The sequence below is a fragment of the Agrococcus sp. AC640b genome, assembly GCF_979255995.1.
Window position 1 is genome coordinate 1 of record NZ_CEEDMM010000029.1, and the last position, 21,224, is coordinate 21,224.

Consider the following 21,224-nt stretch of genomic DNA (forward strand, 5'->3'; position numbering starts at 1 on the left):
CACACCCTCAAGCACGCCACCGCCTGGACCGTCGCACACCCACACCCCGGCGAGCTCCGCTGGCGATCACCACTCGGCCACACTTACATCGACCGACCACCACCGACCGGACCGACCTTCGCAGACCTGCAACCCCCATCCAGCCGCCCCGACACAGCAGACCGATGGGGCAACGGAGACGACGACGCCGACGCGCCCTTCTGACGTCAAGCCGGGCGTCGCCAGCCGCGCAGCACCGCACGCAGCAGGATGCCGACGACGAGCGCCCAGAACGCGGCGCTCACGCCCGCGATGGCGATGCCGGATGCGGCGACGACGAAGGCCACGACTGCGGGGATGCGTTCGTCGACCTCGTCGAGCGCGGCGTGCAGCGACGACGCGAGCGTGCCCAGGAGCGCGAGGCCCGCGACGGCGGCGACGACGCCGGCCGGCGCGAGGCCCACGAGCGTCGCGAGGGCGCTGGAGGCGACGCCGAGCACGACGAGCAGCGAGCCCGACGACACCGACGCGAGCCAGCGCCGCGAGCGGTCCTCCCCCGCATCCGGCCCGGCGGCGAGCGCCGCCGAGATGGCGGCGAGGTTGATGGCGTGGCCGCCAAGCGGCGCGACGAGCACCGTGCCTGCACCCGTGACGAGCATCGACCGCCGCCACGGCACCTCGTAGCCGAGGCCGCGCATGACGGCGACGCCCGGCACGTTCTGCGATGCCATGGTGACGAGGAACAGCGGTACCGCGATGCCGACGACGCCTGCGATCGTGAAGGTGGGCGCCGTGAGCGCCACGTGCGGGGCCAGGTCGGATGCCGCGGGTGCGGCACCCGTCGCGACGAGGTGCACCGTCACGACGACCGCGGCCGCGACGAATGCGAGCGGCGCAGCGAACCGCGGCGCGAGCCGCATCGCCACGATCCACACGACCACGACGGGTGCGACGCCCAGCGGGTTCGCCGCGAGCCCGGTCACGATGCCGAGGCACAGCTGCAGCAGCACGCCCGCGAGCATCGCCTGCGCGATCGACGTGGGGATCGCGGCGATGAGACGGCCCAGCCACGGCACGAGGGCGGTGAGCAGCACGAGCACGCCCGTGACGAGGAACGCGCCGACGGCCGCCTGCCAGCCGCCGTCGACGACGCCCGTGCCGACGAGCAGCGCCGCACCCGGCGTCGACCATGCCACGGTGATCGGCATGCGCGTCGACACGGCGAGCACGATGCTCGCCACGCCCATCGCGATCGTCACCGCGAGCAGGCCGCTCGCAGCCTCATCCGGCGACGCGCCCACCGACGAGAGCCCCTGCAGCACCACGACGAACGCCGACGTGAATCCGACGAGCGCCGACACGATGCCGGCTGCGACGGGCGTCGACCACGGACCCCGTGGCGCGGATCCGTGGGGCGGGGCGCTGCGCGGAGGGCGCGCGTCCGTCTAGTGCCCCATCCCGAGGCCGCCATCCACCGGGATGACGGCGCCGGAGACGTAGGCGGCGTCGTCGGACGCGAGCCACGTGATGACCTTCGCGACCTCCTCGGGGCTCGCGAAGCGGCCAGCGGGGATCTGCGCCTTGTACTGCTTCTGCTGCTCCTCGGGGAGCGCATCGGTCATGTCGGTCTCGATGAAGCCGGGCGCGACGACGTTCGCCGTGATGCCGCGGGAGCCGAGCTCGCGGGTGATCGAGCGAGCGAGACCCACGAGCCCCGCCTTCGACGCCGCGTAGTTCGCCTGCCCTGCGCCGCCGAAGAGGCCGATGACGCTCGACACCAGGATGACGCGGCCGAACCTCGCCCGCACCATGCCCTTCGACGCGCGCTGCACGACGCGGAACGAACCCGTGAGGTTCGTGTCGACGACGTCGGAGAAGTCCTGCTCGCTCATGCGCATGAGCAGCGTGTCGCGCGTGATGCCCGCGTTCGCCACGACGATCTCGACGGGGCCGAGCTCGGCCTCGATCTGCGAGTACGCGGCGTCGATCGACGCCGAGTCGGTGACGTCCGCACGCACCGTCAGCGTGCCCTCGGGGCCTTCGCCGGACCTCGCGGTCACGGCGACGCGGTAGCCAGCCTCGACGAAGGCGGTGGCGATCGCGCGGCCGATGCCGCGGTTGCCGCCGGTCACGAGCACGGTGCGGGACATGGGTTCCTCTCGAGGCGGAATGCAAGGCGTCGTCGGCAAGCCTAGCCAGGCGTACGCTCATGCTCAGGAACCCCATGCAGCACGACGATCCGTCCATCACCGACCTGCCTGTGTCGCCGACCGAGGATCGACGCAGGCGCACTCGGGCGTACCTGATCATGATGGGCATCAGGGTTGTGTGCATCGTCCTGTTCATCGTCGTGCCGGACTGGTGGAAGGTCGCGCCCGCGATCGTCGCGATCGTCATCCCCTGGGTCGCCGTCGTCGTCGCGAACGCGTCGAGCTCGCTCGCGACGAAGACCGACCGCGTCACCCGCAGGCAGCTCGATCCGTGATCGTGCGGACCGCCCGATGAGCCTGTGGGACCTCGGCGGCTCGTCCGACGCTGCCGAGTGCTCGTCGGCCGGGTGCCGTGCGGTCGCGACGTGGACGATCTCGTGGCGCAACCCGCGCATCCACGGCGCGGAGCGCGTCAAGGAGTGGGCTGCGTGCGACGCGCATCGCGACCACCTCCGCGACTGGCTCGCGAGCCGCGACTTCCCCGTCGCCGTGACGCCCTTCGGGGAGTCCGTGGCACGATTGGGCTGATGCTCGCCCTGCTCCGCACCCGCCGCTGGCTGGGCTACCTCGCTCTCGTCGCGCTCTTCGCGACCGTGTGCGTCGCGCTCGGCTCGTGGCAGTGGAACCGCCGCGAGGAGGCGCTGGCAGCCATCGCACGCCTCGACGCCAACTACGACGAGCCGGCCGTGCCGCTCGCCGACGTGCTCGTCGAGCCGGACGACTACGAGCTCGGTCAGCAGTGGACGGTCGTGGAGGCGTCCGGCGAGTACCTGGCCGACGAGCAGCTGCTGCTGCGCGGCCGCGTGCGCGACACGCAGGTGGGCTTCGACGTCGTCGTGCCGTTCCGCACCGACGAGGGCCGCATCCTGCTCGTCGACCGCGGCTGGCTGCCGCCCGGCGCGACCTCCGCGGCCCCCGACGTCGTGCCTGCCCCGCCGGAGGGCGAGACGACGATCGTCGTCCGGCTGCGCGAGGACGAGGGCGAGATCGCCGGGCGCGGTGCACCGGAGGGGCAGATCGCGAGCGTCGACCTCGACGCGATCGCGTCGACGCACGACGAGACGGTGTACACGGGTGCGTACGGACTCCTCGCGACGGAGGACGGCGACGTGCCGACCGACGTCGCCGTGTCGACGCGTCCCATCCTCGACGAGGGCCCGCACCTGTCGTACACGCTGCAGTGGTTCGTGTTCGCGGCGATGGGCGGCGTCGGCTACGTGTGGGCGCTGCGGCGCGAGGCGCGCGGCGACGCCGAGCTCGACGAGGCACCGCGCGAGCCGCGCAGGCCCAGGCGCCGCTCGGATGCCGACATCGAGGACGCGATCCTCGACGGCGCCGAGCGCTGAGCGCGAGCTCGATTACGCGCCCAGAAATGTCGGGTAGGCGCCAGAGCGTTCTCAGGGTCGTGCATTATCGTCGGGACCGCGTTGATGGTCTAGTTGGTATGGCGCCCGCCTTCATCGGTCGTTCTTCGATCTCTCAGAGCGGGAGACGCTCGTTCGAATCGAGCCAACGCACGTGGAACCGCTGAGCGTCCGATTGTCAACGACTCCTGCGCGCCGTGCCTTCAAACGTGCAGCAGGCCAAAACAATCACTTCCTCATCACGATCCTCGTTGGACTGGACGGCGTCGCCGGGGGCGACGTCACTCGCGCCAAAGAATTCTCGACGGCGTGGTCTCCGGTGGACGCAAAGCAGTCAGCCCTGCGCAGCCGCGAATTTGCGATCCGCACCTCCCTCGTGTGGGTCGCAGAGCTCGTCGACGACTACGCGAAAACACTGCGGCGGACTCCTGGTCTATTTTCGGACGCTGAGGTAGAGCGCCTTGCGACCGTCAAAGGGGGAAAGAGCGGACGTCTACTCGCGCTCACGAAGGCCCTGGCGGTGGAGAGCCCAATCGCGCTCGCCCTCACTCGGCTTGCCCTCACCTGGCGCAACAACACCGTGCACTTCGGATCAGCGCGTCCCACGAGCGACGTGATCGGGGCACTGCGGGCACAGCGTCAAGAGATCGCAAGCCGCCACCGCGGGCTGGACATCGACTTCGCGTTGCAGGGGGTCGTGACGCGCAGTCCCACCTTTAAGGAGGTCGCCTCGTTCATTGCCGCCGCACACCGGTTGATTCAAGATCTGGACGCGCGGGCAGTTGAGATGATCGACCTCGAGCGCTTCGTCGAAGCGGCCCTCCTCACCCATCTCCAGCAACTAGAAGAAGTTGAAGGCCCTGGGGTCTTCGCACGATACTGGCCAGGCTCGGTAGACAAGACACGGAACCGCGTCCAGCAGGTGCTGAGGCAAACCGGCATGACGGTGGGACCGTCCGAACTTCGAAGCGGATTTGGGACTGAGCTGTGCAGTCTCAGTGCAAGCGAAGCCAAGAGGCGGTTCGGCCGAACTGCCTAGGTAGCGTCGGGGTCGCGGCGCTCGACCACGGGCAGCACCGTCGTCGACAGCGCAGGCACCCGCCACCGGAACCGCTCGGCGAGCAGCCGGAAGGCGATGACGCCGGCGCCGACGCCCACGAGCACCCACGACGAGCCGACGCCGAGCTCGACGAGCAGCGCCGTCAACGCGGCCCCCGTGAGGGCCGGCAGCAGGTAGAGGCGCGACTCGCGGCGCATGACGGTGGGGATGTCGTTGCCGAGCACGTCGCGCAGGATGCCGCCGCCGACGCCCGTGAGCATGCCCACGATCGCAGCGCCGACGGGCCCGATGCCTGCCTCCATCGCCACGATGGTGCCCTCGACGCAGAAGATGCCGAGGCCGATGGCGTCGAACACGAGCACGGGCCTCGCGAGGTGCGCGATCCACCGGTGCAGCGCGAACACGGCGGCGGCGCCGACGACGGCGACCCCGACCATCCACACGTCGACGAGCACGACGGGCGTGCGTCCCACGAGCAGGTCGCGCAGCATGCCGCCACCCGTGGCGGTGACGACGGCGAGGAACGCCATGCCGACGACGTCCATGCGCTTCTCGGCAGCGAGCTGCGCGCCGGAGATCGCGAACGCGAGCACGCCGAGCCCGACGAGCACCGCGTGCACGGTGCCGAGCCAGCCGTCGATCACCATCGCGCCGCCATCATCCGGTCAGGCGAGCTCGATGAGCTCGAGGTACTCGGCGTTCCAGTGGTCCTCGGTGCCGTCGGGCATGATGAGCACCCTGTCGGGGTGCAGCGCCTCGACGGCGCCCGCATCGTGGCTCACGAGCACGACCGCTCCCTCGAAGGAGGCGAGCGCGCCGAGGATCTCCTCACGGCTCGCGGGGTCGAGGTTGTTCGTCGGCTCGTCGAGCAGCAGCACGTTCGCAGCGGACACGACGAGGGTCGCGAGGCTGAGGCGCGTCTTCTCGCCGCCCGAGAGCACGCGTGCGGGCTTGTGCACGTCGTCGCCCGAGAACAGGAACGAGCCGAGCACGCGGCGCGCCTCCACCTCGCCGATGTCGGGCGCCGACGACACCATGTTCTCGAGCACGGTGCGGTCGACGTCGAGCATCTCGTGCTCCTGCGCGTAGTAGCCGATGCGCAGGCCGTGGCCGCGCTCGATCTCGCCGGTGTCGGACTCGGACACCCCGGCGAGGATGCGCAGCAGCGTGGTCTTGCCCGCACCGTTGAGACCGAGCGCGACGACCTTCGTGCCGCGATCGATCGCGAGGTCGACGGCCGAGAAGATCTCGAGCGAGCCGTACGACTTCGACAGGTCGTGCGCCTGCAACGGCGTCCTGCCGCATGGCGCGGGCTTCGGGAAGCGCAGCTTCGCGACCTTGTCGTCGGCGCGCACCGCCTCGAGCCCGGACATGAGACGGTCGGCGCGCTTCGCCATCTGCTTCGCCGCGACGGCGCCGGAGGCCCGCGCACCCATCTTCGCCGCCTGCGTCTTCAGCACGCCCGCCTGCCGCTCGGCGTTCGTGCGCTCGCGTTTGCGCCGGTCTGCATCCGCCTCGCGCTGGCGTAGGTAGTGCTTCCAGCCCATGTTGTAGATGTCGATGACCTGCCGGTTCGCGTCGAGGTAGAAGACGCGGTTGACGGTCTCCTCGACGAGGACGACGTCGTGGCTGATGACGACGAGCCCTCCCTGGTAGCCCTGCAGGAACTCGCGCAGCCACACGACGGAGTCGGCGTCGAGGTGGTTCGTCGGCTCGTCGAGGATCATCGTCTCGGCCCCGGAGAACAGGATGCGGGCGAGCTCGATGCGGCGACGCTGACCGCCGGAGAGCGTCTCGAGGGGCTGATCGAGGATGCGCTCGGGGAGCTTGAGGTTGGAGGCGATCGCCGCGCCCTCCGCCTCGGCCGCGTAGCCGCCGAGACCGAGGAACTCGTCCTCGAAGCGCGAGTACGCCTTCATGGCGCGCTCCCCCTCGCTGCCGCCGAGCGCCATGCGCTCCGTGGCGGCGCGCATCTCCTCGATGACGGTGCCGATGCCGCGAGCGTCGAGGATGCGGGTCCTCGCCGTCTGCTTCGGATCGCCGGAGCGGGGATCCTGCGGCAGGTAGCCGATCTCGCCTGAGCGTTCGATGCGGCCCGAGAAGTCGTGGCCGTCGCGGTCGTCGGTGACGCCGGCGAGCACCTTCGTCATCGTGGTCTTGCCTGCGCCGTTGCGGCCGACGAGGCCGATCTTGTCGCCCCGCTCGACGCGGAACGACACGCCGGACATGAGGGTGCGTGCCCCGACGGAGAGGTCGAGGTCGGTGACGGAGATCATGGCGGTGCCTCGCGGCTCTCAGGTGGGGTGGGAGGTGGCCGACGTGGCCAGCCGCCCAGTCTACCGTGCTCGAGCGACGCAACGGTGCCGGAGGCGGCACGCCGATGTCGCCGGCACGTGCCACACTCGACCTCTCCCCTGGCGCAGAAGGACCTCGCATGACCGACGCAGCAGCCGTTCGATCCCCATGGCCGGCGCTCTGGGCGCTCGTCATCGGATTCTTCATGATCCTCGTCGACTCGACGATCGTGTCCGTCGCGATCCCGCACATCATGGCGGGGCTCGACGCCGGCATCAACGAGGTCATCTGGGTCACGAGCGCCTACCTGCTCGCCTACGCCGTGCCGCTGCTCATCACCGGGCGTCTCGGCGACCGGTTCGGACCGAAGCCCGTGTACCTCGCAGGCCTCGTGGTCTTCACCCTCGCGTCGCTGTGGTGCGGCCTGGCCGACTCGATCGAGATGCTCATCCTCGCCCGTGTCGTGCAGGGGCTCGGTGCCGCGCTCATGACGCCGCAGACGATGGCCGTCATCATGCGCACGTTCGCCCCGAACGCGCGCGGCGCGGCGATGGGCCTGTGGGGCGGCGTCGCAGGCCTCGCGATGCTCGTCGGTCCGCTCGTGGGCGGCGCGCTCGTCGACGGCCTCGGATGGGAGTGGATCTTCTTCATCAACGTGCCGGTCGGCATCCTCGGGTTCGTGCTCGTCATGCGGCTCGTGCCGCGACTGCCGCTGCACGCGCACTCGTTCGACTGGCTGGGCGTCGTGCTGAGCGCCGCAGGCATGTTCCTGCTCGTGTTCGGCATCCAGGAGGGCGAGACGTACGACTGGGGCACGATGCCGATCCTCGGCATCGAGGTGCCGCTCGTCGCCATGATCGTCGCCGGCATCGCGCTCATGGTCGCGTTCGTCGTGTGGCAGGCGCGCAATCCGCGCGAGCCGCTCGTGCCGCTGGGCATCTTCCGCGACCGCAACTTCACGCTCGCGAGCATCGCGATCGCCACGATCGGCTTCCTCGTCACGGCGATGGCCGTGCCGATCTTCCTCTACGCGCAGGGCGTGCGCGGCCTCAGCCCCACCGAGTCGGCGCTCCTCATGGTGCCGATGGCGCTCGGCGCCGGGTTCCTCTCTCCGTTCACGAGCCGCTTCCTGCAGGCGCGCGACCCTCGCCTGTTCACCGCAGCCGGCATCCTCGGCATGGGTGCCGCGGTCGCCTGGTATGGCATCGGCGTGCAGCAGCAGATCGACGTGTGGCTGCTCCTGCTGCCCGGCGCGCTCATGGGCGTCTCGAGCGCCTTCGTGTGGGGCCCGCTGGGCATCGTCGCCACGCGCAACCTCGACCCGCGACTGGCGGGAGCCGGATCGGGCGTCTACAACACCGTGCGTCAGATGGGCGCCGTCATCGGCTCGGCGGCCATCGCCGCGGCCATGTCGTGGCGCATCGACGCGGAGCTCGGAGCCGGTGCCGGCGACCAGGTCTCGGGCGCCTCGTTCGGCGGCGACCTGCCGGCGCAGGTCGCCGGGCCGTTCTCGGCGGCCCTCGGGCAGTCGCTGCTGCTGCCCGCGGCGGTCACGGCGGTCGGGGTCGTCGCAGCACTGTGCTTCGCGAAGCCGAAGGCGCAGCAGCCGCCCACCCTCGCGGCCGACGACGCCGCGGCCGCGGCAGCCGTCGCCGCCGACTGAGGCGCGACCGGCATGTCCACCGGATGGTGGACGCGCCGGTCCCCCGCACGCCGCTCGCAGCGGGGCCACCGCGAGCGCATGCTGGAGCACATGGCAGCGAACCGACTCGTCGACGTGCAGCACCTCCGGAAGTCCTACGGGGACCACGTCGCGATCGACGACGTGACCCTCCACATCGAGGAGGGCGAGACGCTCGCCCTGCTCGGGCCCAACGGCGCGGGCAAGTCGACGATCATCGAGATTCTCGAGGGCTACCGCGTGCGCTCCGGCGGCGACGTGCGCGTGCTGGGCGAGGACCCGCAGCGCGCGGGCGTCGCGTGGCGCGCCGGGCTCGGGATCGTGCTGCAGTCGAGCGGCGAGGCGTCGGTCGCGACCGTGCGGGAGGAGCTCCGCGGCCTCGCCGCGCTGCATCCCGACGCGCGCGACGTCGACGAGGTCATCGACGCCGTCGGGCTCGCCGACCACGCACGACGGCGCATCGCGTCGCTCTCCGGCGGCCAGCAGCGCCGCGTCGACGTGGCGCTCGGCATCGTGGGCCGCCCACGGCTGCTGTTCCTCGACGAGCCGACGACGGGGTTCGACGCCGAGGCCCGTCGCGCCTTCTGGCAGCTCATCCGCTCGCTGCAGCGCGACGGCACGACGATCCTGCTCACGACCCACTACCTCGAGGAGGCCGCGCAGCTCGCCGACCGCATCGTCGTGATCGCCGACCGCACGGTCGCCGCCGAGGGCACGCCGACGACGATCGGCGGTGCGGAGGCACGGGTGCCGATCGTGCGATGGCGAGAGGGCGACGGCGTGCACGAGCAGCGCACGCACGCGCCCGGCGCGTTCGTCGCGTCGCTCGCAGCACGCCTCGGCGAGCCCGACGGGCTCGAGATCGTGCGACCGAGCCTCGAGGACGTCTACCTCGACATCGTGCGCGCCGACCGCGAGGAGCTCGCAGCATGACGACGCACGCCTCGCCCACGACGCCGAGCGCTGCCGCGCTGCCCGCCTCGCTCTCCCCCGCGGGCATCGCGCGCACGACGCGCATCGCGGCGGGGCGCATCGGCTACGAGGTGCGCACCTACTTCCGGCAGCTCGACCAGGTCTTCTTCACGTTCCTGTTCCCCGTGCTCATGCTCGGCATCTTCGCGTCGGTGTTCGAGACCATGACCTTCCCGGACGGCGCGGGCGGCACCGTCGAGATCGCCGCGGCCGAGTACTACCTGCCCGCGATGCTCGCATCCGGCATCCTGCTCTCCGGCGTGCAGAACCTCGGCGTCGACGTCGCGGTCGCACGCACGAACGGCACCCTCAAGCGCCTCGCGGGCACGCCGATGCCGCCGATCGCGTACTTCGCGGGCAAGCTCGGCCAGGTGGTCGTCACGGGCTTCGCGCAGGCGGTCGTGCTGCTCGCCGTCGGCGCGCTCGTCTTCGGCGTCTCGCTGCCCTCCGAGGCCGGTGCGTGGGCGACGTTCGCGTGGGTCTTCGTGCTCGGCACGCTCACGAGCGCGCTGCTGGGCATCGCCCTCTCGCGCATCCCGCGCTCCGGTCGCAGCGCGACGGCCGTCATCATCCCGATCGTGCTCGTCGTGCAGTTCGCCTCAGGCATCTTCATCCAGTTCTCCGTGCTGCCCGAGTGGATGCAGCAGGCGGCGCAGGTGCTGCCCGTCGCGTGGATGGCGCTCGGCATGCGGGCGGCGCTGCTGCCCGAGTCGTACGCGGCGCTCGAGCCGAGCGGCTCGTGGAACCTCGAGGGCACGGCGCTCGTGCTGGGGATCTGGCTCGTCGTCGGGCTCGTGCTCGTGCGCCTCACGTTCCGCTGGATCCGGCGATCGTGACGACCAGCACCCGCCGCGGTGCGGGGGTGCGTCAGGATGAGGCCGTGGACCCCGTCGCCGCACGCCCGCCTGCCGTCCCGGCGGGGAGGCCGTGGGCCGACGTCGCGGTCGTCGCGATGGTCGGCATCGTGGGCGTGCTGCTCGTCGTCGCACCCGTGTCCGGCGCGCAGCGCGTCGTCGGCGCCGCGGCGATGGTCGGGCTCGTCGCGGCGTGGCTCGTCATGCGCCGGCACCTCGCGGTCGGGCCCGTGGGCTCCGCGTGGCGCACGCTCGCGCTCGCGGCCGTGGGATTCGCGTGCACGCTCGCCGCGCCGTGGCTCGCCATCGTGCAGGCCCTGCTGCATCCGCTCGTGTGGCTCGGCGGCAGGCGGCGACGGCAAGGGGTCGTCGGCTCGGGCGTCCTCTGCGCAGCAGTCGCCGCCGGATGGATCGTGCACGAGCCCGGCGACTGGTGGGCTGCGCTCGCGGTGCAGCTGGGCTCGTGGGGCTTCTCGGTCTGGTTCGGGCTGTGGATCGCGTCGATCGACAGGCTCAGCACCGAGCGGCAGCATCTCGTCGACGCGCTGCAGGCGACGCGCGAGGAGGTCGCGGCGCTCGCGAGCGAGCAGGGTGCCCGGCGCGAGCGCGACCGCATCGCACGCGACGTGCACGACACGATCGCGCAGGACCTCGCGGGCGTCGTCATGCTGCTCGAGGGCGCCAGGGCATCGGTGACGGGCGGGCCGGCGCAGGCGCTCGAGCGCGCGGAGCATGCAGCGAGGCGTTCGCTCGCCGATGCGCGCGCGCTCGTCGCGGGCGAGATCGACATCGAGGTCGACGGACGCGGGCTCGCGGGCACGCTGCGCGACGTCGTCGAGCGATGGTCGGCCGAGTGCGGCATCGAGGTCGACGCATCGATCGCCTCGACGTCGCTGGGTCGCGAGGCGCAGGTCGTGCTCGTGCGCGGGCTGCAGGAGGCGCTGTCGAACGTCCGCAGGCACGCGCACGCCAGCACGGTGCACGTGGTGCTCCGTCTCGAGGAGGCGGATGCCGTGCTGCGCGTCGACGACGACGGGGCGGGCATCGCGACCCGCCACCGCGCGGAGGCGGGGTTCGGCCTCGCGGCGATGCAGCGCCGGGCGGCGCTCGCGGGCGGATCGGCTGCGACGACGTCGTCGCCGTCTGGCGGCACGCGGGTCGAGATCCGCGTCCCCGTGGAGGAGCAGGCATGACCGACGACATCCGGGTGCTGGTCGTCGACGACCACGAGGTCGTGCGTGCCGGCATCGTCGCGCTGCTCGAGGCGGCGGAGGGCATCGTCGTCGTCGGCGAGGCGGACGACGGCGACGCGGCCGTCGCGCGCGTCGGGGTGCTGCAGCCGGACGTCATCCTCATGGACCTGCGGATGCCGCGCATGGGCGGGGTCGAGGCGACGCGGCGCATCGTCGCGGCCGACGCCGCCGCGCGCGTGCTCGTGCTCACGACGTACGAGTCCGACGACGACATCCTCGCGGCGATCGCCGCTGGCGCGACCGGCTACCTGCTGAAGGCGGCACCGGCCGCGGAGGTCGTCGCGGGCATCCGCTCGGTCGCCGCGGGCGAGACTGCCCTCGCGCCCTCGGTGGCGCGTGCGCTCGTGCGTGCGGCACGCGAGCCCGACGCGTCCGTGGTCGCGCTCTCGGCGCGCGAGGCGGAGGTGCTGGCGCTCGTGGGCGAGGGGCTCACGAACCGAGCGATCGGGGCGCGGCTCTTCGTCGGCGAGGCGACGGTCAAGACGTACCTCGCCCGCGTGTTCGACAAGCTCGGCGTCTCCGATCGCACGCGAGCCGTCACGAGGGCCCTCGAGCTCGGCCTGCTCTGATCGGGCGCATCACTCCTGGATGCGCGGATCCGGCAGCAGGGTCTCGACGGATGGCTTCCTGCCCTGTGCACGCCACCACACGACGAACCCGACGGCGGTGAACACGCCGTAGAACACGTACATCGCAGCGGTCGCGTAGTAGCCGGCGCTCACGAGCAGCGGCACGCCCACGACGTCGACGGCGATCCAGACGAGCCAGAACTCCGTCCATCCCCGCGCCATGCCGTAGGTGGCCAGCAGCGAGCCGACGAACGTCCACGCATCCGCCCACACGGGCTCGTACGAGCCGAGCAGCCGGAACAGCGGCGTGAGGGCGACGGTGCCGACGAGCATCGTCACGACGATGCCGACGCGGGCGCGTGCGCTCGCCCATCGCGGCACGATCTGCCCGCCGCCGGAGCGGGCCTGCCGCCACCGGATCCAGCCGTAGACCGACACGGCGATGAACATGACCTGCCTGCCTGCCTGGCCGAGCAGGCTCGGCAGCGAATGCGCCGGGTCGACGATGGAGGCGACGAAGACGCTCAGCAGCAGCACGTTGCCGACGATGCCGATCGGCCATGCCCAGACGCGCCTGGCCATGCCTCCGAGGGCGCTGGCGAGCCCGAAGACGTTGCCGACGACCTCGCGCAGCAGCAGCGACTGACCACCGGGCAGCGGGATCGTCGCGGTGTACGCGTCGACGAGCCAGGCGATGGGATCCATCCGCTCATGCTGGCACGCGGCGGCCGCCGACGACGGGAGCGCGCGTCACGTGCCGACGCGGACGGGTGCGTCGGCCTAGGATCGTGCTCATCGCCCGTCGACAGGAGCTCGCATGACCTCGATCGCCGCCCCCACCGTGCTCGCCGACCGGCTCGTCGCACGGCGATCCGTCGCGACCGACGTCGCGCTCGTCGCCGCAGGCACCGCGCTCACGGCGGTGCTCGCGCAGGTGGCGATCCCGCTGTGGCCCGTGCCCGTCACGGGCCAGACGCTCGCGGTGCTCCTCGTGGGCGCGTCGCTCGGCGCCGCGCGCGGCGCGGCGTCGCTGGCGCTCTACGCGGTGCTCGGCGCCATCGGCCTGCCGATCTACTCCGACGCCTCCAGCGGCCTCGCGGTGCTCGCAGGCCCCACGGGCGGCTACATCGTGGGCTTCGTGCTCGCCGCGGCGCTCACCGGCTGGCTCGCCGAGCGGCGCTGGGACCGCCGCTTCCTCGGTGCTGCCGTCGCGATGACGGCCGGCACGCTCGTGACCTTCGCGATCGGCATGCCGTGGCTCGCGTTCGCCACCGGCGGCACGGCCGAGCAGGTGCTCGGCTGGGGTCTGCTGCCGTTCATCCCCGGCGGCATCGTGAAGGCGCTCATCGCCGCCGCCCTCCTGCCGCTGGCGTGGCGCGGGGTCCGCGCGCTCGACGCACGTCGCGGCGAGTAGCGACCAGCGGCGACGACGGCAGCGACGATGGGGATGCGGCGTGCGTTCGCCCTCGCGGGCGTGGGCGCCGTCGGCGTGCTCGCGCTCGTCGGCGCCGTGCTCGTCCCCGGCATCACGTCGAGCCACTCGGGAGACGAGCGTGCGTCGCTGCCAGACCGCGACGCGTCGGGTGCGACGATCGTCGCCGACGTCGCATACGGCCCCGACGCATCGCAGCGCATCGACGTCTGCCTCCCGCCCGGTGCCGCGGTGGCGGATCGTGCGGCGATCCTGCTCGTGCACGGCGGCTCGTGGGCGCGCGGCAGCCGCACCGACCCGATCTGGCGCGACGCGTGCGAATGGCTCGCGGTTGCCGGGTACGTCGTCGCGAACGTCGACTACCGGCTCGCCCCCGAGGACCCGTTCCCAGCAGGCATCGACGACGTGACGGCGGCGCTGGCGTGGCTCCGCGCGCCCGCGACGCTCGAGACGTACCGCATCGATCCCGAGCGCATCGGCGCCGTCGGAGGCTCCGCGGGCGGCAACCTCGCGTCGCTGCTGGCGACGGCGGGCACGGGCTCGTGGGATGCGAGCGACCGCGTGGCCGCCGTCGTCACGATGTCGGCACCGCTCGACCTGACCGGCGTCGACGTCGTCGACGCCTTCGTGCCCAGGCAGCTCGCCTACCTCGGGTGCGGCTCGTTCGTGCGGTGCGACGCCGCCGAGCTCGCGAGCCCTGCCACGTTCGCCGACCCGTCGGATCCGCCCTTCCTCGTGCTGCACGGCGACGACGACCCGCTGATCCCGCTCGCGCAGGCCGAGTCGTTCGCCGCCGCGCTCGACGAAGCGGGCGCGCCGGTGCAGCTCGCCGTCGTCCCGTCGCAGCAGCACTCGGTCGGCCTCCTCGTCGAGCCCGACGTCCGCGACACGATCCTGGCGTTCCTCGAGGTCGCGCTGCAGGAGCCCGCGCTGGGCTGAGGAGCGTCAGCGAGACCCTCGTTCGCACGCATGGCGCGCGAAGGCCGCAGAGCCGCGTACCGTTGAGGGCATGACCGACACCGCGCCCGCCGAGGCAGCAGACGCAGAGCGCACGACGTTCGCCGACCTGGGCCTGCCGCCCGCCATCCTCCAGGCGCTCGCCGACGTCGGCTACGAGACCCCGTCGAGCATCCAGGCGGCGACGATCCCGACGCTGCTCGGCGGTCGCGACATCATCGGCCTCGCGCAGACCGGCACCGGCAAGACGGCCGCGTTCGCGCTGCCCGTGCTCGCCGCCGTCGACGTGACGTCGAACAAGACCCAGGCGCTCGTCCTCACCCCCACGCGCGAGCTCGCCGTGCAGGTGTGCGAGGCGTTCGAGCGCTACGCGGCGCACCTCGGCGGCGTGCACGTGCTGCCGATCTACGGCGGCCAGGCGTACGGCGTGCAGCTGTCGGCGCTGCGCCGTGGCGTCCACGTCGTCGTCGGCACGCCCGGCCGCATCATGGACCACCTCGCGAAGGGCACCCTCGACCTGTCGGCCCTGACGCACGTCGTGCTCGACGAGGCCGACGAGATGCTCCGCATGGGCTTCGCAGAGGACGTCGACCAGATCCTCAGCCAGACGCCGGAGGACAAGCAGGTCGCGCTGTTCTCGGCGACGATGCCGCGGCAGATCCGCGCGATCTCGCAGCAGCACCTCCGCAACCCGGCGGAGATCTCGGTGCAGGGTGGCGCGAAGACGTCGGCCAGCATCCGGCAGCGCGCGATCCTCGTGTCGTACCAGCAGAAGCTCGAGGCGCTCACGCGCGTGCTCGAGGTCGAGCCGTTCGACGGGGCGATCGTGTTCGTGCGCACGCGCTCCGAGACCGAGACGGTCGCGGAGCGTCTGCGCGCCCGCGGCTACACGGCCGCAGCCATCTCGGGCGACGTCGCCCAGCCGCAGCGCGAGAAGACGATCGAGCAGCTCCGCAGAGGAGGCCTCGACGTGCTCGTCGCGACCGACGTCGCCGCGCGCGGCCTCGACGTCGAGCGCATCAGCCACGTCGTGAACTACGACCTGCCGATCGACACCGAGTCGTACGTGCACCGCATCGGCCGCACGGGCCGTGCCGGTCGCACGGGCGACGCCATCAGCTTCGTCACCCCGCGCGAGCGCCGCATGCTCGGCTCGATCGAGCGCACGACGGGCGGCACCGTCGAGGAGATCCCGATGCCGAGCGCCGGCGAGGTCAACGCCTCGCGGCTGTCGAAGTTCGACGACGCCATCACGACGGCGCTCGAGGCGGAGCCGGCGCGCGTCGAGCGCTTCCGCGACATCGTCGCGCACTACGTCGAGCACCACGACGTGCCCTACAACGACGTCGCCGCCGCACTCGCCGTCGTCGCGCAGGGACCGACGCCCATGCTGCTCGACGAGCAGGACGACGTCGCCGCGCGTCCCATGCAGCGCACCCCGCGCGACCGCGACGACGCCCCGCGCGGCGACGACGACCGCGGCCCGCGTCGCGAGCGTCGCGGCCCGTCGGATGCGACGACCTACCGCCTCGCGGTGGGCTCACGCAACCGCGTCGAGCCCAGGCAGATCGTCGGCGCGCTCGCGAACGAGGGGGGCCTCGGGCGCGACGACTTCGGCCGCATCCAGATCCGCTTCGACTTCACGCTCGTCGAGCTGCCGCGCCTCGACGACGCGCAGCTCGCGCGCCTGTCGGAGACGCGCATCCTCGGCAAGCCGATCGACATCCGCGTCGACTCGGGCGGCCGCCCCGAGCGCGGCGAGCGTCCGCGTCGCGACCGCGACGACCGGCCTCGCCGTGACGCCGGCCCGCGCCGCGAGGAGCGCAAGCCGCGCCACGGCAGGGACTGACGCGCGGCCGCGGCCGCGCTGCTCCGACGCGCCGACGTCCGCGTTCGGCGGACACGCCGAACCCCGTCGCCTGCCTCGCGTAGCCTGGTCGGGTGACCGCCCAGCAGCCAGCTCCGCACCCGTCGCCTCGGCGACGCGCGAGCCTCGAGGTGCTGCGCGCGGAGGCCGCCGACGAGCGATCCGTGCTCGTCGACGAACGGCTCCGCGCAGGCGAGGACCCGTGGGACTTCATGGGCGACCTGCCCAGCATCGACGAGCTCGTCGTGCTGCTGCTGCGGTCCGAGCGCATCCTGCCGCCAGGGGCAGCCAGACCCGACGCCGACGTGAGCGACGTCGTGCTGCGCCGCATCGCCGCCGACTACCCGCCGCTGGCGACGACCGTGTGGTCGATGCTCTCCGAGTCGGAGTCCGTGCGCGCCTGGGCGCCCCGCATCCGATACCTCGGGCGCTGAGCACGTCCCGGCCTCGAGACGACGAACGGCGCGGCACCCGCAGGTGCTGCGCCGTCCATGCGTCTCAGAGATGCCTCAGATGGTGAACCCCAGGGCTCGCATCATCTCGCGGCCATCCTCGGTGATCCGCTCGGGACCCCACGGCGGCATCCACACCCAGTTGATGCGGAATCGCGCGACGATGCCGTCGAGCTTGTCGGCGATCTCGGTCTCGATCACGTCGGTGAGCGGGCAGCCCGCGCTCGTGAGCGTCATCGAGATGACGAGCGCGTCCTGCTCGTCATCCCACGCGAGGTCGTAGATGAGGCCGAGGTCGACGATGTTCACGTCGAGCTCGGGGTCGACGACGCCCTTCAGGGCCTCGGTCGCCTCGTCGAACAGCTCTGGTGCGAGCTCGGTGACTGCCATCAGACTCCTGCCTTCAGGAACCGATCGTAGCCCTCGTCCTCCAGGCGCTCCGCGAGCTCCCTGCCACCCTGCTCTGCGATCTTGCCGTCGACGAACACGTGCACGAAGTCGGGCTCGATGTAGCGCAGGATGCGCGTGTAGTGCGTGATGAGCAGCACGCCCATGTCGGTCTTCGACTTGACGCGGTTCACGCCCTCGCTCACGATGCGCAGCGCATCGACGTCGAGCCCGGAGTCGGTCTCGTCGAGCACGGCGAGCTTGGGCTGCAGCAGCTCGAGCTGCAGGATCTCGTGACGCTTCTTCTCGCCGCCGGAGAAGCCCTCGTTGACGTTGCGCTCCGAGAACGTCGAGTCCATGCGCAGGTCGGTCATCGCCTCGCGCACCGACGTGATCCACGGACGCAGCTGCGGGGCCTCGCCGTCGATCGCCGTCTTCGCGGTGCGCAGGAAGTTCGACACCGTCACGCCCGGGATCTCGACCGGGTACTGCATCGCGAGGAACACGCCGGCGCGTGCGCGCTCGTCGACGCTCATCGCCAGCACGTCCTGACCGTCGAACGTGATCGAGCCGCCGTCGACCTGATACCGGGGGTGGCCGGCGATCGTGTAGGCGAGCGTCGACTTGCCCGAGCCGTTCGGCCCCATGACGGCGTGGATCTCACCGGAGTTGATGGTGAGGTCGACCCCCTTGAGGATGGGCTTCGAACCCTGCTCGGTCTCGATCGAGACCTGCAGGTCCTTGATCTCCAGGGTGCTCACGTCAGCTCCTTCCGTCGGCCACGAGGCCGGACACGTCGATGGGGTTCGTCACGTCGACGAGCACGTCGTCGCCGTCGATGATCACCGGGAACACCGGTACCGGCTCGTAGGCCGGGAGGTTCAGGGGAACGCCGGTGCGCAGCGAGAACTGCGATCCGTGCGCCCAGCACTCGAGGGTCTCGTCGTCGGCGAATCCCTCCGACAACGACACGTCGCCGTGGGTGCAACGGTCGCCGAGCGCGTGGATCGCCCCCGCCGAGTCGCGCACGAGCGAGACGGCGATGCCGTCGATCTCGACCTTGCGCGGCTCGGCGACGGTGATCTCGCTGGCCGAGCAGGCGCGAGTCGCGCTCATGCCCCCGCCCGCGAGGCGGGTGCGAGGCCTGCACCACGTGCGATCTCGGCCTCGATGTCGGCAGCGAGCCGCTCCTCGAGCGCCGGGACGCCGATGCGCTGCACGATCTCCATGAGGAAGCCGACGACGACGAGCCTGCGCGCCTGCTCCTCGGGGATGCCGCGAGCCTGCAGGTAGAACAGCTGCTCGTCGTCGAAGCGACCCGTCGCCGAGGCGTGCCCGGCGCCGGCGATGTCGCCGGTCTCGATCTCGAGGTTCGGGATCGAGTCGGCACGCGTGCCGTCGGTCAGGACGAGGTTCTGGTTCTTCTCGTACGAGTCGGTGCTCGTGGCGCCCTGGCCGATCAGCACGTCGCCGATCCACACGGTGCGCGCACCCTGACCCTGCAGTGCGCCCTTGTAGAGCACGTCGCCCTTCGTCGAGACGCCCTCGTGGTGCATGTACACCTGCGACTCGAGGTGCTGCCCGGCGTCGGCGAACGCGAGGCCGAGCATGTCGCCCTCGGAGCCCTCGCCCGCGAGACGCATCGACGGGTTGACGCGCACGACGCCACCGCCGAACGACACCACGACGTGCTTGAGGTAGGCGCGATCGCCCACGACGGCCTGGTGCGCCGCCGCGTGCACGGCGTCGTCCTCCCACTCGTGCACGGCGATGACCGTGAGCCGAGCGCCGTCGCGCACGATGATCTCGACGTTCTGCGCGTACGCGGCCGAGCCGGAGTGCTCCAGCACGACCGTCGCGACGCTGTTCGCCTGCGCCTCGATCACGATGTGCGCCTGGCCGTGCCTGTCGGCGCCCTGACCCGTGAGGCGGGCGACGAGCGGCTCGGCCACCGTCTCGCCCTCGGGGACGCGGATGTGCAGGGCGTTCACGCCGTGCTTCCACGCGAGGGCCGCCGTGACGTCCTCCGGCTCGAAGATCTCGCCGCGCACGGGCGCGTCGTGGCCCTCGGAGCGCATGAGGTACCCGCCGGCCTCGATCGCCGCGACGTCGTACGCGATCGCGTTCGACTCGCCGGTCTCGGTCGCCTCGTCGACGAACAGCGGCGCGAGCCTGCGGACGTCGGAGAGCTTCCAGTTGACCTCGCGACCCGTCGGCGTGCCGAAGTCGCTCGGCTCGAACGACGTCGGTCGCTCGGAGCGCGTCTGCACCGGCACGGCGCTGCGCTCGCGGCCGATCGCGGCCTCGGGTGCCGAGGTCGCGCCGCCTGCGGCCGACTCGGTGGTGTCTACGGTGCTGGTCTCAGCCGTGGTCATCAGCCGACGGATCCTTCCATGCTCATCTCGATGAGCTTGTTCAGCTCGAGTGCGTACTCCATCGGCAGCTCGCGCGCGATGGGCTCGATGAACCCGCGCACGATCATGGCCATCGCCTCGTCCTCTGGCATGCCGCGGCTCATGAGGTAGAACAGCTGCTCCTCGGAGACCTTCGACACGGTGGCCTCGTGGCCGAGCACGACGTCGTCGACGCGGATGTCGATCGCCGGGTACGTGTCGGAGCGCGAGATCGTGTCGACCAGCAGCGCGTCGCAGCGCACGGTGTTCGCCGAGTGGTGCGCGTTCGCATCCACCCGCACCTCGCCGCGATACCCCGCGCGGCCGCCGCCGCGCGCGATCGACTTCGAGACGATCGACGACGTCGTGTACGGCGCCATGTGGATCATCTTCGCGCCCGCGTCCTGGTGCTGGCCGGGGCCGGCGAAGGCGACCGAGAGCGTCTCGCCCTTCGCACGCTCGCCCGCGAGGTAGATCGACGGGTACTTCATCGTCACCTTCGAGCCGATGTTGCCGTCGATCCACTCCATCGTCGCGCCCTCGTGCGCGATCGCACGCTTGGTGACGAGGTTGTAGACGTTCGTCGACCAGTTCTGGATCGTCGTGTACCGGACGCGGGCGTCCTTCTTCACGATGATCTCGACCACGGCCGAGTGCAGCGAATCGGACGAGTAGATCGGGGCGGTGCAGCCCTCGATGTAGTGCACGTACGAGCCCTCGTCGGCGATGATGAGCGTGCGCTCGAACTGGCCCATGTTCTCGGTGTTGATGCGGAAGTAGGCCTGCAGCGGGATCTCGACGTGCACGCCCTTCGGCACGTACACGAACGAACCGCCCGACCAGACGGCCGTGTTGAGCGCGGCGAACTTGTTGTCGCCGGACGGGATCACGGTGCCGAAGTGCTCCTCGAAGAACTCCGGGTGCTCCTTGAGCGCCGTGTCGGTGTCCATGAAGATGACGCCCTGGTCCTCGAGCTCCTTCTGGATGGAGTGGTAGACCACCTCGGACTCGTACTGGGCGGCGACGCCGGCGACGAGGCGCGAGCGCTCGGCCTCGGGGATGCCGAGGCGGTCGTACGTGTTGCGGATGTCCTCGGGGAGGTCCTCCCACGACTGCGCCTGCTTCTCGCTCGAGCGCACGAAGTACTTGATGTTGTCGAAGTCGATGCCGGACAGGTCGGCACCCCACGTGGGCATGGGCTTGCGCTCGAACAGCTGCAGCGCCTTGAGGCGCCGCTCGCGCATCCACGCCGGCTCGCTCTTCAGGTCGGAGATCTCCTCCACGACCTGCGGGTTGATGCCTCGCTTCGCGATCGCACCCGCCGCGTCGGAGTCGTGCCAGCCGAACTCGTACTGGCCGAGTCCCTCCAGCTCCGGTCGGTCGATCAGCACATCGGCCATCGCTCCCCCTCACCTCGTCGAAGTCTCAAACGGATGGGCCTCCCGTGCCATTCCATGGACACCGCTCGGCGGTGGCAGAATGGAGGGGCTGATGGTCGC

Annotated in this window: 23 protein-coding genes and 1 tRNA gene; 14 read left to right on the forward strand and 10 right to left on the reverse strand. The window is 71.4% G+C overall.

Going from position 1 to position 21,224, the window contains the following annotated elements; all coding sequences use genetic code 11:
- Window positions 1–206: 206 nt before the first annotated feature.
- Both ACZ6H8_RS11645 and ACZ6H8_RS11650 read right to left on the reverse strand, forming a co-directional pair.
- Window positions 207–1,343: a benzoate/H(+) symporter BenE family transporter gene (locus tag ACZ6H8_RS11645; RefSeq protein WP_464147288.1), complete on the reverse strand. Its 1,137-nt coding sequence runs from the start codon at window positions 1,341–1,343 to the stop codon at window positions 207–209.
- Window positions 1,344–1,424: 81 nt separating this feature from the next.
- Window positions 1,425–2,129: a beta-ketoacyl-ACP reductase gene (locus ACZ6H8_RS11650; RefSeq protein ID WP_464147006.1), complete on the reverse strand. Its 705-nt coding sequence runs from the start codon at window positions 2,127–2,129 to the stop codon at window positions 1,425–1,427.
- Window positions 2,130–2,203: 74 nt separating this feature from the next.
- Here ACZ6H8_RS11650 and ACZ6H8_RS11655 point away from each other — a divergent pair, with 74 nt between their 5' ends.
- The 5 genes from ACZ6H8_RS11655 to ACZ6H8_RS11675 all read left to right on the forward strand — a co-directional run bounded on the left by ACZ6H8_RS11655 (window position 2,204) and on the right by ACZ6H8_RS11675 (window position 4,592).
- The gene (locus tag ACZ6H8_RS11655) at window positions 2,204–2,464 is read left to right on the forward strand and encodes a DUF3099 domain-containing protein (protein ID WP_464147007.1); all 261 of its coding nucleotides are present in this window, start codon (window positions 2,204–2,206) and stop codon (window positions 2,462–2,464) included.
- A gap of 16 nt (window positions 2,465–2,480) precedes the next feature.
- Window positions 2,481–2,717: a hypothetical protein gene (locus ACZ6H8_RS11660; protein WP_464147008.1), complete on the forward strand. Its 237-nt coding sequence runs from the start codon at window positions 2,481–2,483 to the stop codon at window positions 2,715–2,717.
- Entirely contained in the window at window positions 2,717–3,535 is an 819-nt protein-coding gene (locus ACZ6H8_RS11665) for an SURF1 family cytochrome oxidase biogenesis protein (RefSeq protein ID WP_464147009.1), read from the forward strand. Before ACZ6H8_RS11660 ends, ACZ6H8_RS11665 begins: the two co-directional genes overlap by 1 nt.
- Window positions 3,536–3,613: 78 nt before the next feature.
- A tRNA-OTHER gene (locus ACZ6H8_RS11670) sits at window positions 3,614–3,706 on the forward strand.
- A 1-nt stretch (window position 3,707) separates the two neighbouring features.
- The gene (locus ACZ6H8_RS11675) at window positions 3,708–4,592 is read left to right on the forward strand and encodes a hypothetical protein (protein WP_464147010.1); all 885 of its coding nucleotides are present in this window, start codon (window positions 3,708–3,710) and stop codon (window positions 4,590–4,592) included.
- On the opposite strand, the gene ACZ6H8_RS11680 is transcribed toward ACZ6H8_RS11675, so the two are convergent.
- Entirely contained in the window at window positions 4,589–5,260 is a 672-nt protein-coding gene (locus tag ACZ6H8_RS11680; RefSeq protein WP_464147011.1) for a trimeric intracellular cation channel family protein, read from the reverse strand. The two genes, ACZ6H8_RS11675 and ACZ6H8_RS11680, sit on opposite strands and share 4 nt — an antisense overlap.
- A gap of 18 nt (window positions 5,261–5,278) precedes the next feature.
- A complete protein-coding gene (locus ACZ6H8_RS11685) occupies window positions 5,279–6,889 on the reverse strand; it encodes an ABC-F family ATP-binding cassette domain-containing protein (RefSeq protein WP_464147012.1) in 1,611 nt (536 codons plus the stop codon).
- A gap of 158 nt (window positions 6,890–7,047) precedes the next feature.
- On the opposite strand from ACZ6H8_RS11685, the gene ACZ6H8_RS11690 reads away from it, so the two are divergent.
- The 5 genes from ACZ6H8_RS11690 to ACZ6H8_RS11710 all read left to right on the forward strand — a co-directional run bounded on the left by ACZ6H8_RS11690 (window position 7,048) and on the right by ACZ6H8_RS11710 (window position 12,237).
- Window positions 7,048–8,571: a DHA2 family efflux MFS transporter permease subunit gene (locus ACZ6H8_RS11690; protein ID WP_464147013.1), complete on the forward strand. Its 1,524-nt coding sequence runs from the start codon at window positions 7,048–7,050 to the stop codon at window positions 8,569–8,571.
- 90 nt (window positions 8,572–8,661) lie between these two features.
- Entirely contained in the window at window positions 8,662–9,522 is an 861-nt protein-coding gene (locus tag ACZ6H8_RS11695; protein ID WP_464147014.1) for an ABC transporter ATP-binding protein, read from the forward strand.
- On the forward strand, window positions 9,519–10,397 hold the full coding sequence (locus ACZ6H8_RS11700; protein WP_464147015.1) for an ABC transporter permease: 879 nt from the start codon (window positions 9,519–9,521) through the stop codon (window positions 10,395–10,397). Before ACZ6H8_RS11695 ends, ACZ6H8_RS11700 begins: the two co-directional genes overlap by 4 nt.
- Window positions 10,398–10,441: 44 nt before the next feature.
- Window positions 10,442–11,608, forward strand: a complete 1,167-nt coding sequence (locus ACZ6H8_RS11705) for a sensor histidine kinase (protein ID WP_464147016.1) — start codon at window positions 10,442–10,444, stop codon at window positions 11,606–11,608.
- Entirely contained in the window at window positions 11,605–12,237 is a 633-nt protein-coding gene (locus tag ACZ6H8_RS11710) for a response regulator (protein WP_464147017.1), read from the forward strand. The genes ACZ6H8_RS11705 and ACZ6H8_RS11710 overlap by 4 nt, the downstream gene beginning before the upstream one ends.
- A 9-nt stretch (window positions 12,238–12,246) precedes the next feature.
- On the opposite strand, the gene pnuC is transcribed toward ACZ6H8_RS11710, so the two are convergent.
- The gene (gene pnuC / locus ACZ6H8_RS11715; protein ID WP_464147018.1) at window positions 12,247–12,942 is read right to left on the reverse strand and encodes a nicotinamide riboside transporter PnuC; all 696 of its coding nucleotides are present in this window, start codon (window positions 12,940–12,942) and stop codon (window positions 12,247–12,249) included.
- Window positions 12,943–13,054: 112 nt separating this feature from the next.
- On the opposite strand from pnuC, the gene ACZ6H8_RS11720 reads away from it, so the two are divergent.
- The 4 genes from ACZ6H8_RS11720 to ACZ6H8_RS11735 all read left to right on the forward strand — a co-directional run bounded on the left by ACZ6H8_RS11720 (window position 13,055) and on the right by ACZ6H8_RS11735 (window position 16,927).
- A complete protein-coding gene (locus tag ACZ6H8_RS11720; RefSeq protein WP_464147019.1) occupies window positions 13,055–13,651 on the forward strand; it encodes a biotin transporter BioY in 597 nt (198 codons plus the stop codon).
- A 33-nt stretch (window positions 13,652–13,684) separates the two neighbouring features.
- Entirely contained in the window at window positions 13,685–14,608 is a 924-nt protein-coding gene (locus ACZ6H8_RS11725) for an alpha/beta hydrolase fold domain-containing protein (RefSeq protein ID WP_464147020.1), read from the forward strand.
- Window positions 14,609–14,678: 70 nt separating this feature from the next.
- A complete protein-coding gene (locus tag ACZ6H8_RS11730) occupies window positions 14,679–16,475 on the forward strand; it encodes a DEAD/DEAH box helicase (protein ID WP_464147021.1) in 1,797 nt (598 codons plus the stop codon).
- A 92-nt stretch (window positions 16,476–16,567) separates the two neighbouring features.
- Entirely contained in the window at window positions 16,568–16,927 is a 360-nt protein-coding gene (locus tag ACZ6H8_RS11735) for a tryptophan synthase subunit alpha (RefSeq protein ID WP_464147022.1), read from the forward strand.
- 75 nt (window positions 16,928–17,002) lie between these two features.
- Here ACZ6H8_RS11735 and ACZ6H8_RS11740 read toward each other — a convergent pair whose 3' ends face one another.
- The 5 genes from ACZ6H8_RS11740 to sufB are packed head-to-tail and all read right to left on the reverse strand — an operon-like array spanning window position 17,003 to window position 21,125.
- Window positions 17,003–17,335, reverse strand: a complete 333-nt coding sequence (locus tag ACZ6H8_RS11740; RefSeq protein ID WP_376915663.1) for a metal-sulfur cluster assembly factor — start codon at window positions 17,333–17,335, stop codon at window positions 17,003–17,005.
- Window positions 17,335–18,093 (reverse strand): Fe-S cluster assembly ATPase SufC, encoded by a 759-nt coding sequence (gene sufC, locus ACZ6H8_RS11745; RefSeq protein ID WP_464147023.1) that lies wholly within the window; start codon window positions 18,091–18,093, stop codon window positions 17,335–17,337. The genes ACZ6H8_RS11740 and sufC overlap by 1 nt, the downstream gene beginning before the upstream one ends.
- A 1-nt stretch (window position 18,094) precedes the next feature.
- A complete protein-coding gene (locus ACZ6H8_RS11750) occupies window positions 18,095–18,448 on the reverse strand; it encodes a non-heme iron oxygenase ferredoxin subunit (protein WP_464147024.1) in 354 nt (117 codons plus the stop codon).
- Window positions 18,445–19,707: a Fe-S cluster assembly protein SufD gene (gene sufD / locus ACZ6H8_RS11755; RefSeq protein WP_464147025.1), complete on the reverse strand. Its 1,263-nt coding sequence runs from the start codon at window positions 19,705–19,707 to the stop codon at window positions 18,445–18,447. Before sufD ends, ACZ6H8_RS11750 begins: the two co-directional genes overlap by 4 nt.
- Window positions 19,707–21,125, reverse strand: a complete 1,419-nt coding sequence (gene sufB / locus ACZ6H8_RS11760) for a Fe-S cluster assembly protein SufB (protein WP_464147026.1) — start codon at window positions 21,123–21,125, stop codon at window positions 19,707–19,709. Before sufB ends, sufD begins: the two co-directional genes overlap by 1 nt.
- Window positions 21,126–21,224: the final 99 nt, after the last annotated feature.

What these genes read in the sequence shown, in the direction of transcription:
- ACZ6H8_RS11650 (WP_464147006.1), bottom strand. Translation starts at nt 2,129, where the DNA reads ATGTCCCGCACCGTGCTCGTGACCGGCGGCAACCGCGGCATCGGCCGC.
- ACZ6H8_RS11655 (WP_464147007.1), top strand. Translation starts at nt 2,204, where the DNA reads ATGCAGCACGACGATCCGTCCATCACCGACCTGCCTGTGTCGCCGACC.
- ACZ6H8_RS11660 (WP_464147008.1), top strand. Translation starts at nt 2,481, where the DNA reads ATGAGCCTGTGGGACCTCGGCGGCTCGTCCGACGCTGCCGAGTGCTCG.
- ACZ6H8_RS11665 (WP_464147009.1), top strand. Translation starts at nt 2,717, where the DNA reads ATGCTCGCCCTGCTCCGCACCCGCCGCTGGCTGGGCTACCTCGCTCTC.
- ACZ6H8_RS11680 (WP_464147011.1), bottom strand. Translation starts at nt 5,260, where the DNA reads ATGGTGATCGACGGCTGGCTCGGCACCGTGCACGCGGTGCTCGTCGGG.
- ACZ6H8_RS11685 (WP_464147012.1), bottom strand. Translation starts at nt 6,889, where the DNA reads ATGATCTCCGTCACCGACCTCGACCTCTCCGTCGGGGCACGCACCCTC.
- ACZ6H8_RS11690 (WP_464147013.1), top strand. Translation starts at nt 7,048, where the DNA reads ATGACCGACGCAGCAGCCGTTCGATCCCCATGGCCGGCGCTCTGGGCG.
- ACZ6H8_RS11695 (WP_464147014.1), top strand. Translation starts at nt 8,662, where the DNA reads ATGGCAGCGAACCGACTCGTCGACGTGCAGCACCTCCGGAAGTCCTAC.
- ACZ6H8_RS11700 (WP_464147015.1), top strand. Translation starts at nt 9,519, where the DNA reads ATGACGACGCACGCCTCGCCCACGACGCCGAGCGCTGCCGCGCTGCCC.
- ACZ6H8_RS11710 (WP_464147017.1), top strand. Translation starts at nt 11,605, where the DNA reads ATGACCGACGACATCCGGGTGCTGGTCGTCGACGACCACGAGGTCGTG.
- pnuC (WP_464147018.1), bottom strand. Translation starts at nt 12,942, where the DNA reads ATGGATCCCATCGCCTGGCTCGTCGACGCGTACACCGCGACGATCCCG.
- ACZ6H8_RS11720 (WP_464147019.1), top strand. Translation starts at nt 13,055, where the DNA reads ATGACCTCGATCGCCGCCCCCACCGTGCTCGCCGACCGGCTCGTCGCA.
- ACZ6H8_RS11725 (WP_464147020.1), top strand. Translation starts at nt 13,685, where the DNA reads ATGCGGCGTGCGTTCGCCCTCGCGGGCGTGGGCGCCGTCGGCGTGCTC.
- ACZ6H8_RS11730 (WP_464147021.1), top strand. Translation starts at nt 14,679, where the DNA reads ATGACCGACACCGCGCCCGCCGAGGCAGCAGACGCAGAGCGCACGACG.
- ACZ6H8_RS11740 (WP_376915663.1), bottom strand. Translation starts at nt 17,335, where the DNA reads ATGGCAGTCACCGAGCTCGCACCAGAGCTGTTCGACGAGGCGACCGAG.
- ACZ6H8_RS11750 (WP_464147024.1), bottom strand. Translation starts at nt 18,448, where the DNA reads ATGAGCGCGACTCGCGCCTGCTCGGCCAGCGAGATCACCGTCGCCGAG.
- sufD (WP_464147025.1), bottom strand. Translation starts at nt 19,707, where the DNA reads ATGACCACGGCTGAGACCAGCACCGTAGACACCACCGAGTCGGCCGCA.
- sufB (WP_464147026.1), bottom strand. Translation starts at nt 21,125, where the DNA reads ATGGCCGATGTGCTGATCGACCGACCGGAGCTGGAGGGACTCGGCCAG.